This window comes from Pseudomonas abietaniphila (assembly GCF_900100795.1).
Lineage (GTDB): Bacteria > Pseudomonadota > Gammaproteobacteria > Pseudomonadales > Pseudomonadaceae > Aquipseudomonas > Aquipseudomonas abietaniphila.
Map to the genome: position 1 here is coordinate 629505 of NZ_FNCO01000001.1, position 13305 is coordinate 642809.

Annotated in this window: 10 protein-coding genes; 3 read left to right on the top strand and 7 right to left on the bottom strand. The window is 62.2% G+C overall.

From position 1 onward, the window contains the following. Positions 1-90: 90 nt before the first annotated feature. Both ercA and BLS87_RS02600 read left to right on the top strand, forming a co-directional pair. Complete coding sequence (ercA, locus tag BLS87_RS02595; RefSeq protein ID WP_074749881.1) at positions 91-1254, top strand: alcohol dehydrogenase-like regulatory protein ErcA; 1164 nt, start codon at positions 91-93, stop codon at positions 1252-1254. After that, positions 1238-2968: a hybrid sensor histidine kinase/response regulator gene (locus BLS87_RS02600; protein ID WP_074749883.1), complete on the top strand. Its 1731-nt coding sequence runs from the start codon at positions 1238-1240 to the stop codon at positions 2966-2968. The genes ercA and BLS87_RS02600 overlap by 17 nt, the downstream gene beginning before the upstream one ends. A 47-nt stretch (positions 2969-3015) precedes the next feature. Here BLS87_RS02600 and moaA read toward each other — a convergent pair whose 3' ends face one another. Both moaA and BLS87_RS02610 read right to left on the bottom strand, forming a co-directional pair. Continuing rightward, positions 3016-4014, bottom strand: coding sequence for a GTP 3',8-cyclase MoaA (moaA, locus tag BLS87_RS02605; protein ID WP_074749885.1), 999 nt, complete (start codon positions 4012-4014; stop codon positions 3016-3018). A 76-nt stretch (positions 4015-4090) separates the two neighbouring features. Beyond that, positions 4091-4918, bottom strand: coding sequence for a formate/nitrite transporter family protein (locus BLS87_RS02610; protein WP_074749887.1), 828 nt, complete (start codon positions 4916-4918; stop codon positions 4091-4093). A gap of 472 nt (positions 4919-5390) precedes the next feature. Between BLS87_RS02610 and BLS87_RS02615 the strand changes: the two genes are divergently transcribed. Next, positions 5391-7100, top strand: coding sequence for a response regulator (locus BLS87_RS02615; protein ID WP_074749889.1), 1710 nt, complete (start codon positions 5391-5393; stop codon positions 7098-7100). A gap of 3 nt (positions 7101-7103) precedes the next feature. Here the strand turns inward: BLS87_RS02615 and BLS87_RS02620 are convergent, their stop codons facing one another. From BLS87_RS02620 to BLS87_RS02640, 5 genes are all read right to left on the bottom strand, one after another. Further along, positions 7104-8453, bottom strand: a complete 1350-nt coding sequence (locus tag BLS87_RS02620; RefSeq protein WP_074749891.1) for a cation:proton antiporter — start codon at positions 8451-8453, stop codon at positions 7104-7106. Positions 8454-9335: 882 nt separating this feature from the next. After that, positions 9336-10388, bottom strand: a complete 1053-nt coding sequence (locus BLS87_RS02625) for an ABC transporter substrate-binding protein (RefSeq protein WP_074750250.1) — start codon at positions 10386-10388, stop codon at positions 9336-9338. Between the two features lie 5 nt (positions 10389-10393). After that, the gene (locus tag BLS87_RS02630; RefSeq protein ID WP_074749893.1) at positions 10394-11602 is read right to left on the bottom strand and encodes an NAD(P)/FAD-dependent oxidoreductase; all 1209 of its coding nucleotides are present in this window, start codon (positions 11600-11602) and stop codon (positions 10394-10396) included. Continuing rightward, positions 11599-12960: an FAD/NAD(P)-dependent oxidoreductase gene (locus BLS87_RS02635; protein ID WP_074749895.1), complete on the bottom strand. Its 1362-nt coding sequence runs from the start codon at positions 12958-12960 to the stop codon at positions 11599-11601. The genes BLS87_RS02630 and BLS87_RS02635 overlap by 4 nt, the downstream gene beginning before the upstream one ends. Beyond that, positions 12957-13247 carry a (2Fe-2S)-binding protein gene (locus BLS87_RS02640; RefSeq protein ID WP_074749897.1) on the bottom strand — a complete coding sequence of 97 codons (291 nt, stop codon included), beginning with the start codon at positions 13245-13247 and terminating at the stop codon, positions 12957-12959. Before BLS87_RS02640 ends, BLS87_RS02635 begins: the two co-directional genes overlap by 4 nt. Positions 13248-13305 lie beyond the last annotated feature (58 nt).

Sequence of the window (13305 nt, forward strand, 5' to 3'; positions counted from 1 at the left end):
CGACACCGTCAGTCGTTGGTCTTATTGCATTACCCCGCAGATGCTCTAGGCTGGCGTTCATTCTCTAATAACAATAAGAATGCGCTTGATATGAGCCAAAGCCTCAACCAGCTGCGTAAATTCGTGTCCCCGGAAATCATCTTCGGTGCGGGCAGTCGTCACAGCGTGGGCAACTACGCCAAAACCTTCGGCGCACGTAAAGTGCTGGTGGTCAGTGACCCTGGTGTCATCGCTGCCGGCTGGGTGGCCGACGTCGAAGCCAGCTTGCAGGCCCAGGGCCTGGAATACTTCATCTACAGCGACGTGTCGCCCAACCCCCGGGTCGAAGAAGTCATGCTCGGCGCCGAGCTGTATCGCGAGCACCATTGCGATGTGATCGTCGCGGTGGGCGGCGGCAGTCCGATGGATTGCGGAAAAGGCATCGGCATCGCCGTGGCCCATGGGCGCAACATCCTTGAGTTCGAAGGCGTCGACACCATTCGCGTGCCGAGCCCCCCGCTGATCTTGATTCCGACCACTGCGGGCACGTCTGCTGACGTATCGCAGTTCGTGATCATCTCCGATCAGCAGGAACGCATGAAATTCTCCATCGTCAGCAAGGCAGTCGTCCCCGACGTGTCGCTGATCGACCCGGAAACCACCCTGAGCATGGACCCGTTTCTGTCTGCCTGTACCGGCATCGATGCGCTGGTTCACGCCATTGAGGCGTTCGTTTCGACCGGTCATGGCCCGCTGACCGACCCTCATGCCCTGGAAGCCATGCGCCTGATAAACGGCAATCTGGTGCAGATGATTGCCAACCCTGCCGACATTGCCTTGCGCGAGAAAATCATGCTCGGGAGCATGCAGGCCGGTCTGGCGTTCTCCAACGCCATTCTCGGGGCCGTGCACGCCATGTCCCACAGCCTGGGTGGCTTTCTGGACTTGCCGCACGGGCTGTGCAATGCGGTGTTGGTCGAGCATGTGGTCGCGTTCAACTACAGTTCGGCACCGGACCGCTTCAAAGTGATCGCCGAAACCCTGGGTATCGATTGCCGGGGCCTGAATCATGTCGCCATCAGCAAACGCCTGGTGGAACACCTGATCGCCCTCAAGCATCAGGTCGGATTTCACGAAACCCTCGGCCTGCAAGGCGTGAGCATGGCCGACATCCCGTTTCTGTCTCAGCATGCGATGGGCGACCCCTGCATCCTGACCAACCCGCGTGCGTCCAGTCAGCGGGACGTCGAAGTGGTGTATGGCGAAGCCCTCTGACGTCCAGCAAGGCGCGCTCACGGCGCTGCTCGGGTTGGGCAATCACTCGACCCGAAAAAGCCATTACCCGGAACTGACCCTGCGGCTTGGGGAACTGGAAACCGAGCGCAACCGCTACAAATGGTTATTTGAAAATGCCGTGCACGGCATCTTCCAGGCCAGCCTGCACCAAGGCCTGCGCGCCGCGAACCCGGCGTTGGCGCGCATGCTCGGTTATCGCGATGAGCGCGAGGTGCTGTCGTTGCTGGATGACCTCGCCAGCACGCTGTTCATTGGCGGCGACGCGGAAATGAACGCCATTGCTCAGGTGCTGCAACGCGAGCAAAGCCTGCAAGGTTATGAAACCCGGTTGCGGCGCCAGGACGGCAGTTACGTTGACGTGTTGATGAACCTGTTGCTCAAACCGGACGAGGACGGCTTGTTCGAAGGCTTCGTGGCCGACATTACCGAGCGCAAACTGGCCCAGCAACGGTTGCAGGAACTCAACGATCAACTGGAATTGCGCGTGGCCGCCCGCACCGACGAGTTGCTGGAGGCTAACCGTAACCTGCAACAGCAGATCACTCAGCGGGAGCAGATCGAGCATGACCTGCGCGAGGCCAGGGACGCTGCCGAATCCGCCAACCGCAGCAAAGACAAATACCTCGCTGCGGCCAGTCATGACCTGTTGCAGCCCTTGAACGCCGCGCGGCTGTTGATCTCCACCTTGCGTGAGCGCACGTTGCCAACCGCCGAACAGACCTTGGTGGAGCGTACGCATCAGGCGCTGGAGGGGGCAGAAGACCTGCTCACAGACCTGCTGGACATTGCCAAGCTCGACCGGGCGTCCATTGAGCCGGACATCGAGCTGTATCGGCTGGAAGAAATACTGGCGCCACTGGTGTCCGAGTTCGAGCCGGTGGCCGCGGCAGCGGGGCTGACCCTGCGGGCGCACATCGCTCATTTGGCCGTGCGAACGGACCTGCGTTTGTTGACCCGCATCCTGCGCAACTTCCTCAGCAACGCCTGCCGGTACACGGAGCACGGCGGCATTTTGCTGGCGGCCCGCAAGCGTGGCGAGTCATTGCGCATTGAGGTGTGGGACACGGGACGCGGCATCGCCGAGGACCGGCTGGATTCGATTTTTCTGGAGTTCAACCAGTTGGACGTCGGCCGCGCGGCGGACCGTAAAGGCGTCGGGCTGGGGCTGGCGATTGTGGAGCGCATCGGCCGGATTCTCGGTTGTGCCATTCACGTGCGTTCGCAACCAGGACGCGGTTCAGTGTTCTCGATCGATGTGCCGCTGTCGGCCGACATGCCGGTGCCGATCAAAGTGGTTGCGCAGCAGTTGCCGGGCGCAGGCAACCCGCTGCCAGGACGGCGTTTGTTGGTGCTGGATAACGAGACCAATATTCTTGAGAGCATGGCGGCGTTGTTGGAGCAGTGGGGGTGTGAAGTGCTCACGGCAACGGATCAGGCGGGGTGCTACAGCGTTCTGCAGGACCGCGCGCCGGAGCTGATTCTGTTTGATTTTCACCTGGATCACGGCGTGTTGGGGTGCGAGGTGGTGGCGAACATTCGTGTGCACTTCGGCTTGGAGATCCCATGCGTAATGATCACCGCCGATCGTACGGACCTGTGTCGCAGGTCCTTGCAGAAGCTGGGCGCGCCGTTGCTGAACAAGCCGGTGAAACCGGGCAAGTTGCGGGCAGTGGTGAGTCAGTTGCTGGGTTAGGCTTGACCTCTGGCCAGGGAGCAGTCACGAACAGGGTGCAGGGTGTATCAGCCGCCCGTCATGTTCATGAATCGCACCACCTGCACGTCGTCGTTGATCTCGAAGTTGTGCTTGTAGGGCTTGAGCTTCATGGCTTCGATCAGCGCATTTTCCAGCTTTTCCGGTTGCCCGGGATTGGCCCGAAGCACGGCTTTGAGGTCGGCCGAATGCTCGTTGCCCAGGCACAGCAACAGCCGGCCCTCGACGGTGACACGAACCCGGTTGCAGGTCGCACAGAAGTTGTGGCTGTGGGGCGAGATAAAGCCTACGCGGATGCCTGGGGCCTCGGCCAGGCGCCAGTAGCGGGAGGGACCTTGGGTCGACTCGGTGGAGTTGATCAGGGTGTAGCGTTCGGCGATGCGTTCACGCACCTGATCGCTGGAAAAGAACGACTCGGCACGGCTGTGTTCGCTGATGACGCCCAGCGGCATCTCTTCAATGAACGTGATGTCCAGCCCCCGGTCGATGGCAAATGCCACCAGGTCGTTGATCTCGTGATCGTTGCGGCCTTGCATCACCACGCAGTTGAGCTTGGTGCGGGTGAAGCCGGCCGCATTGGCGGCGTCGATGCCCGCGATGACCTTGGCCAGGTCACCGGTGCGTGTCAGTTCCTTGAAGCGGGCAGGGTCCAGGCTGTCCAGGCTGATGTTCAAGCGTTTGAGGCCGGCTTCGAACAGCGGTGCCGCAAGCTTCTCCAGTTGCGACCCGTTGGTGGTCATGCACAGCTCACGCAAGCCAGGCAGGGCCGCGATGTTTTTGCACAGGCCGACAATGCCGGCGCGTACCAGGGGCTCGCCACCGGTCAGGCGGATCTTTTTGGTGCCCAGCGCGACGAAGCGCTCGGCAATCTGCTGGATTTCTTCGAGGGAGAGGATCTGCTGGCGGGGCAGGAACGTCATGTCCTCCGCCATGCAATACACGCAGCGGAAATCGCAACGATCGGTCACGGACATCCGAACGTAATCGACCTTGCGTGAATACCCGTCTATCAAAACCCGATCCGACATAGCTTTTCTCGACAACGTGCTGCATGGCAGAAGCAAACCGCGGAACGTCATTGTGAACGTTCCGCGATTGAATCGTTTAAATCTTTTGGCTTCCCGGTTGCTCGATCATCGCGGCATGTTCGCCGACTGCCGAGGCAGGCAAAGCCTTTGAATACGATACGTAATACGCCAGCCCGACAAAAATTGCACCCCCTACCGCATTGCCCAGGAACACAGCGAAGAAGTTTTCGACAAACTGACCCCAGCTCAACGCATCGGCGAAGATCGCGGCCGGAATCACGAACATGTTCGCGACCACGTGCTGGAAGCCGATGGCGACGAACGCCATGATCGGGAACCACATGCCGAGGATCTTGCCGGTGACGTCCTTGCTCGCATACGACAACCACACGGCCAGGCATACCAGCCAGTTGCAGCCGATGCCCGAGATGAAGGCCTGAGCGAAATCGGCACTGGCCTTGGCTTTGGCAATCGCCAGCGTCTTGGCCAGATAGGCGCCTTCGGTCAGGCCCAGCACATGGCCGAAGAAGTAGGCGATGAACAGGGCGCCGAGCAGATTGGCGAAGGTCACCAGCACCCAGTTGCGCGCGACGGCAGCCAGCGAAATGCGTCCAGCGAACAGCGCGGTCGGCAGGCTCATCATATTGCCGGTCAACAGTTCGCCGCCGGCCAGGATCACCAGGATCAGACCAATCGGAAACACCGCAGCGCCCAGCAGGTTACCCAGCGAGGCCCACTGCGCCGGGATCATGGTACTGACATGGATGTCCAGCAGAAAACCCAGGGCGATGAACGCGCCGGCCAGAAATCCCAGCACAAGGATCGAGAGGGTGGGCAAATGCGACTTCTTCACCCCGGCTTCGATGGTGATTTCAGCGATCTGTTGAGGCGTATTGATGGACATGTTCTTCTGGACTCGCACGCAATGGCCGGCACCACGACACAAGGCCGCGCGCCACGCAGATATAGGAGTGGTTCAAAGCATCCGGTCTCGATGCGCGACCGTGTCGCAAGACACGACGGCAGGTCCTTGTGAGGGCAACGATGTGCGACTTTTGGCCACATTGCAGAAGCGGCGAAAAAGACGTGATCAGTTGATAAGCAAGCTACCGACCTGTACGTAGAGCGTCCAATCGCTTATTCCGATGAAATGATCGATGTCGTCTATCAACGCGGCCCTGACGATTTCGTTCAGCCGAGAAGATTCTGAAGAACGATTGACAATCAGACCGGTGGAGCCATTAAAACGCCATGGTCATTTGCCAGCCTTGTCGAGGGGCGGGCATCATGTGCAGTACAGAGCGGAACAAAGCGCATGGAAAGGTGCTCCGATCACAGAACCGGTAAACCGCCCCTTGAGTGGACCTGCGTACCCCATGACCCATCGACCCGCGCCGCTGCCACTTGATGAAGCTCGACGTATCCAGGCACTGGATCACCTTCAGATCCTCGACAGCCTTCCAGAACAAGCGTTTGATGACATCGTCGAGTTGGCGTCGGTCGTTTGCGGCACGCCCATTGCGCTGGTGTCTCTGATCGACGATCAGCGGCAATGGTTCAAGGCCTGCATAGGCCTGTCGGTACGTGAAACCCATCGTGACCAGGCGTTTTGTGCGTATGCCATTCTTGAACCGGATCAATTGCTGATCGTTGAAGATGCGGCACTGGACCAACGTTTTGCCAACAATCCGTTGGTCCTGAGCGAGCCGTTCATTCGGTTTTACGCAGGCGCGCCGATCGTCACGGACCAAGGCCATGCGCTGGGTACGGTGTGTGTGATCGATACTGTGCCGCGAACCCTGGACGCGCGTCAGGTCGGCGCGCTGACCGCGTTGGCACGTCAGACGGCTGCGCTGCTGCAATTGCGTGAATTGAGCGCCGAGAAAGACGAACAGGCCCGCAGCCTGAGTCGTAAAGTCATCTCGGCATTGGCCGATGATCAGCATGAGCACGCGCGCTTGCGTCAACACCAGCGCGTTTCTGCAATCGGGCAGCTCACCAGCGGCATCGCTCACGACTTCAATAATCTGCTTCAAGCCATCAGCGCCAGCTTGCAGTTCGTCGAACGAAAGGCGGAGAAACCGCAGGATGTCCGGCGCTGGGCGTCAGTCGGCTTGCAAGCGGTGAACAAAGGCGCATCGCTGATCGCGCAACTGTTGGCATTCACTCGCGAAGATCCTTCGGCCCTGACGCTGCTAGACGTCAGCGCCCAGGTGCGCAGCCTCGAAGAGCTGTTCAACCGGGTGCTGAGCCCGGACATCAACCTGCAGTTCGAGCTGGACACCACACCCGCCCGAATACTGTGCGACGCCACGCAGCTCGAGGCCGCTGTGCTCAACATGCTGGTCAACGCACGCGATGCGATGCAGGGCACAGGGAATATTCGGGTGGCCACGCGCTTGCTGACACTGGGCGGGCATGAGCTTCTGGCGGACGGCGCTTACGTCGAACTGACGGTGGAAGATGACGGCCCAGGCATTCCCCCGGCCATCGCCAGCCAGGTGTTCGAGCCGTTTTTCACCACCAAGAAGGAAGGCCAGGGCACCGGTCTGGGGTTGTCTCAGGTGTATGCATTCGCTGCACAGGCGGGCGGCTCGGCGACCATTCAGTGCGGGATGACCTCCGGGACCACGGTGACGTTATTGCTGAAGGTGCGCGACCGCGCTATCGAGGAACGGGCGCATGCCGCGCCGCCTGAGTCTGCCCCTCAGACTGTCAGTGCCGTGAGCGTGCTGTTGGTCGATGATGATGACCGTTTACGTGACGTCATGGCCCGTCTTCTGGCCGATGCCGGTTACGAGGTGGAGGCGGTTTGCAGCGGATATGCAGCCATCGAGGCGATCCGGCATCGCCCGCCTGACATTGTCGTCAGCGACTGCGCCATGCGTGATTTCAGTGGCGTGGCACTGGCGCGCGTGCTGCGCGATATCCGGCCGGGACTGCCCATTCTGTTGCTCACCGGGCATGCCGATCTGGACGCGGTGCGGGCGTCGTGTGAGCACGGCGCCGTGGTCCTGCATAAACCGGTCAGCCTGGAGCACTTGATCGCGGGTATCGAAAGCCAGCTGTCGCCTGTTTCGGTATAGCGATCACTTCTCCTGGTCGTTCGTCATGCTGCGCTCATAACGTTCGAGCAACGGCTGGATGCTGATGCCGTGTAGCAGAATGCTCAGCGCGACCACGGACAGCGTCAGGCCGATGGTGGTTTGCACCGCCTCGGCGGGTAAACCGTGAGACAGCGCGTAGCACAGGTAATACAGCGTGCCGATGCCGCGAATGCCAAACCATCCCACCAGCGCTTTCTGCGGACGAGAGAGTAGCCGGCCGCTGATCAGCAGCCAGACGCTCAGGGGTCGGATCACACAGAACAACGCGAGGCCCAGGCCCACCGCCCGCCAGTCCCAGTAAAGGGCGATGGCCGCGCCGAGCAGGGTGATCAGCAGCACTTCCATCGCCCGTTCCACCAGACTGCCAAACGCGAGCATGTCCCCCATCATCACGCCAGCCGCCAACTGCGACTCGCTGAGTTCTTCGTGCCGGGTCACCGTGGCGGCCCTGGGGTCGCTGTCCATGTGTCCCAAAACCGGTTTTGTCACGTGCTCGGACGGAAGATCCGATTGCGTGGTGCGAACTTCGGCGCGTCGCAGGCCAAGGCCTGCGGCAAACACCGAGAGGAAGCCATAGGCGCCCAGGCCCTCGGCGACGACGTAGGCCACCGCGATCAGGGCGAGGGCCAGGAAATCATTGGGCGAACTGGTGCTGTCGGCGTTCTTGATCCGCAGGTAGATCATCAAGTGCCCGACGCCGCGGCCTAATCCGTAGCCGATCAGCAGGCCGACGGGGACGCCCCAGATCAGGTTCTTCAGCAACCAGCCCTGCACCCAGGTGAAGTCCGAGGGGCCATGACCGAGGAACAGCAGGGCGAAGATCACGAACGGAAAGGCAGTGCCGTCGTTCAGCCCGGCTTCTCCCGAGAGACCAAAACGAACCCGGTCGAAATCCTGCGCGTTGTTGACCTGCACCAGCCCCGCCAGAACGGGGTCGGTGGGGGACAACATTGCACCGAGCAACAGCGCGATGGCCCACGGCACTTCCAGCAGGTAATGGGCGACCAGGCACACGCCCAGGATGCTGGCGAGCATCACCGGCCCCGCCAGCAGGTACGCCGAATGCCAGGCTTTACGATGCAATGACAGGCGCAGTTTGATGCCGGTGTTGAACAGTGAGAACAGCACGGCGACTTCGGTCAGACGCTCCAGCCAGTGGCGTGCGTCGCGGATGTCCAGTTGCACCAGGTCCAGGCCCCAGGGGCCGATACCGGTGCCGAAGCCCAGGCACACGGCCGAGGTCGTGACCGGAAGCCAGCGCAGGGAAGAGGAGGTGAGTGCGAGCAGCATCAACAGGACGCCGAGCACGGTCATGCAAAGAATGAAACTCATCCGGCCTCGTCATCAATCAGTGGGTTACCCAGGGTGTGACCGACGCGAGGGAGGATAGTTGGACGCAATGTTCGGTGAGCGCGCATCGACATCCGCCGCGAATGACACACCGCTGCAAGACCTGTTAGCGAGCGTGCTCGCGAATCGCGGTATGACAGCGACATCTGCGGCGACTGATACACCGCATTCGCTGCCGTCGTAACCTCCGACGTCTCCTACAGGGACGGGGTAGGTCACAGAGGCTGTTGTTACCTCAAGACCTGTGGGCCGGGCAGATCCAGAACTTGTTGCTACCTCGAGACCTTTGGACTGGGCAGCCCCAGAACCTGCGGCTACCCCATGGCCTTTGGACAGGGCAGACCCAGAGCTCATGTTTGCGGCAAGACCTGTGGGAGCTGCTGGAGGTTACGACTGTGGCGCATGCGGTGTGACAGCGACATCTGCGGCAACTGACCCACCGCATTCGCTGCCGTCGTAACCTCCGACGTCTCCTACAGGGACGGGGTAGACCACAGGACCTGCGGCTACCCCATGGCCTTTGGACAGGGCAGATCCAGAGCTCATGTCTGCGGCAAGACCTGTGGGAGCTGCTGGAGGTTACGACAGTGGCGAATGCGGTGTGACAGCGACATCTGCGGCAACTGACGCACCGCATTCGCTGCCGTCGTAACCTCCGACGTCTCCTACAGGTACCGTGTAGACCACAGAGCTTGTTGCTACCTCGAGACCTTTGGACAGGGCAGCCCCAGAGCTCATGGCTGCGGCAAGACCTGTGGGCGAGCTTGCTCGCGAAGCTTGTGGGTCATCACCCGCGATCCTGCGGATGCACAGACCTCTTCGCGAGCAAGCTCACTCCCACGGTGGACGGTTGCTGCAGCGCGATTACCGCTCGATGGTCTTGCTCCAGCGCGCGTTCCATTCAGGGCGGATTTGGTTGACCTGATCCCAGTCGATGGTCACGGCTGTTTCCAGGTATTTGTTCATCGCGTCTACCTGGCCACGTGTGCGCTCGGTGGTCGGCGTTTTCGGGTTGGACGGGATCTGGTCGCCCAGTTCCAGCGCAGGGGCCTGAGCTTCGGGCGTCAGCAGGAATTCCGCCAGTTTCTGCGCCAGCTCCGGCTGGTCGTTATTGGCGATGGTGCATTCAGCGACGTTCAACACCACGGCGCCTTCCTTGGGCGGCGCGTATTCGACGGGTACGCCCTTGAGTTTCAGCGCGGTCACCTGGGTAGGGGTCAACGGGAACAACGCCGCTTCGCCGGTCTGAACCATCTCGGAAATCTTCGCGGAGCTGGCGATGTACTCCAGCACGTTCGGCCCCACGGTCTTCGGCCAGGCCTTGAAGCCGGGCTCGACGTTGGTTTCACTGCCGCCCTGCAACCGGTTGAACATCAGGAAACCATGCAGGCCGAACGTCGAGGAGGCGAGCGACTGAAACACCAGTTTGTCCTTGTAGCGCTTGTCGGCCATGTCACCCCACGATGTCGGCGCCTTCCAGCCGTTTTCCTCGAACATCTTGGTGTTGTACGCCAGGCCCGTCACCCCGAGGCTGACCGCCACGGCTTCATCCTTGATCTTGCCCTTGGCCGGAATGTCCGCCAGCGTCGCGCTCGGTTGCAGCTTGCCGCACAGGCCCATGGAAATGGCGCGGTACATGATGCCGTCGTCGAGGAACATCACGTGCATCTGCGGGTTGTCCTTGCTGGCCTGGACCTTGGCGAGGATGTCTGACGAGGTGCCCGGTACGATCACCACTTTGACGTGATTGGCCTTTTCGAAGGCCGGTAGCACCTGATCGGCGTACAGCCGTTCCATGGTGCCGCCGTTCATGCCCAGATACAGCGTCGGCTCGGCCTGCGCCGGCAGCGAGGTGAGCAAGGCGGCGAACGGCAGGCACGACAAGCCGGTCAGGGCAAAACGTTTAACGAGGTTCATGTTTTTCATGGCTGCGATCTTCCTCTGAACAATGGAATGACGTTTTCCGCGTGAGCCGGGGCGGCGGTGGCGGGCGGTGCGGTAGGCAAGGTGGGCTGGGAAACGGGTTGAAAACGCTGGATCGAAAAGGCGTCGAGTCGAATCGACGGCGTGCCGGTGCAGACAATCTGTGCCAGGGCCTCGCCCGCCGCCGGGCCGATCTGAAAACCAGAGCCGGCGAAACCAAAGCCGTGCAGCAGGCCCGCCTGAGTGGAACTGGCACCCAGCACCGGCTCGCGGTCCGGCAGGTACCCTTCGGTGCCGCTCCAGGTGCGAATGGCCTGAGCACCGGCCAATGGCGGGTAGAGTTCGACGGCGTTGCGCAGGATGTCGAGGATCGCCGCCTGGCCGGGACGCGCCGTGGCAGGATCCAGTGCGAAGCCCTGACCGCCACCCAGCACACAGTTGCCGCGGGCGACCTGGCGGGCATAAATGCCGCCGCCTTCGACGCCGGTGCTGACGTCCATGAACATCGGCAGCGGTTCAGTGACCAGCATCGCAGGGTGCCCCGAGCGCATCGGCACGGGTTCGCCAAACTGTTCTGCCAGCGCCGCCGCCCACGCGCCGGCGCAGTTCAGCAGCCAGGGCGCGCGAAACGTCTGGCCGCTGGCGGTGCGGACGGTGAAAGCATGACCGTCATGGCTGACCTCAGAGACCTCTGTCTGCTCGTAGATGTCGGCACCGGCTCGACGTGCGGCATGGGCAAACGCCGGTGACACAATGCGCGGGTTGGCGTGACCGTCGTCGGCGCATAACGAAGCGCCGACGGCCACATCACCGGCCCACGGAAAGCGGGCGCGCAACTGGTCGCGGTCAAGCAATTGCAGGTCCAGGCCAAACCCTCGAGACGCCTGCTCGTAGGCCGCCAGCGCCGCCATGTCCTTGTCACTGCGCGCCAGTTTCAGATGACCGGAGCGCAGGTATTCGCCATCGATCCCGATCAGGTTGGTCAGGTCGCCCCAGATGGCGTGGGCCCTTTGGGACAGCGGCAACTGCGACAGAGGGCGGCCCTGGCGTCGCACGCCGCCGTAGTTGACACCACTGGAGTGAGCACCGAAAAAATCACGCTCCAGCAGCGCCACACGCTGGCCGCTTTTCGCCAGAAACAACGCAGCGGAGGCGCCAACGATGCCGCCGCCAATTACCACCGCGTCCATGTCGATCGGCAGGCTCATGGCTCCACCTCCACGCCGAACGGAATCGGCTTGATCGGCGCCTGGCCGCGCAGTCGGCCCACACTGGCCACGTCCCGGCCCGAGGCCTGAGCGACGATCTCGGTGGCCGCCATGGCGCACATCCGCCCCTGGCAGCGGCCCATGCCCACGCGGCACATGGCTTTTACGCGGTTGATCTCCCAATGGCCTTGCTCGACGGTTTGCCGGATCTCGCCTGCGCTGACCTCTTCACAGCGGCAAACGGTCAGGCTGTCGGGGGCATTGGCGGCCCAGTCCTCGGGAAAAGGGAACGCTGTTTCCAGTCCATGACGGAAGCGCTGGATAGCGTCGAGCTGGTGTTGCAGTGCCGTGCTGCGTGCTGCATCGACCTGATGGCCGGTGTCGCTGAGGAGCGTCAAGGCGGCGAGCTCGCCGGCCATCTCGGCAGCGTCAGCGCCCATGATGCCCGCGCCGTCGCCCGCCAGATAAACGCCTTCAACGCTGCTGCGGCCGAACGCATCCCGAGTCGGTAACCAGGCGCGGTTGAGGTCGCTCCAGCTGAAAGCGCAGCCCAGCAGATCGGCAAGTTGGGTCTCGCTGCGCAAGGCGTGGGCAAAGGCCACGGCATCGCAATCGAGCGTCTTGTCCTTATCGCCCTGACGCCACCGCACGCTCTGCACACGCTGATTGCCCTGGATGCTTTGCAGGTGAACCCCTTGATGCACCGGCACACCATGGGCGGTGAGCCAGCCCCGGTAATACAGGCCTTTGGCGAGGGTCGCCGGTTGACCGAGCAGCGCGGGCAGGGCGCGGGTCTGCGCGGACAGCGGCGAGCTGTCGAGCACCGCCGCCACGTTCGCGCCCGCCTTGGCGTACTGATACGCCACCAGGTACAGCAAAGGCCCGCTGCCGGCGAACACCACACGTTCGCCGATGGCGCAGCCCTGGAATTTCAAGGCGATTTGCGCAGCGCCCAGGCTGTAGACGCCCGGCAGCGTCCAGCCTGGCACCGGCAGGATGCGGTCGGTCGCGCCGGTCGCCACGATCAGCTGCGTGTAGGGCAGTTGCGCGGCGACGCCGTCGTGCAGTGTGTCCAGAGTCTGCGCTTCGGCGTTCCATACCAGGGTTTGCGGGCGGTAATCGATGTCGGCCTGAAGCCGGTCCAGTGTCGAGTGCACTGCCTGCGCTTTCGAGGCTTCAAAGCCATAGAGCGCCTTGGCTGAACGCGTGAAATTTTCGGGTTGGCGCCGATAGACCTGCCCGCCACCGCGCAGGCTTTCGTCGATCAGGCAAGGTTGCAGGCCGTAAGCGACGAGGGTCTGGGCAGCACGTATACCGGCCGGCCCCGCACCAATGATGACAATGCCTGAATGTTTCATAGCGTCCGCCCCGGTTCGCGGCTGACGCACTGTCCTGCCTCCAGCAGCGTGGCGCAGGCACGCACCCGGCGACCGTCGCCCAGTTTGACCCAGCAATCCTGACAGGCGCCCATCAGGCAGAAACCCGCACGGGGCTCGGCGCTGAAGTCGCTGCCGCGCAGCGAATCGACACGAGTCAGCACGGCGGTCAGCAGGGTGTCGCCTTGCAAGCCGGTGGCGGGTTGGCCATCGAGGGTAAACGGCAGGACGTCGCGGTCGTGTTCTGCCAGACGTTTCAGCAAAGCCATGGTGCGTTCTCTATCCGGTAACAGCAGAAGGGGCAGGTTGGGTCCATCCAGGTCGTGG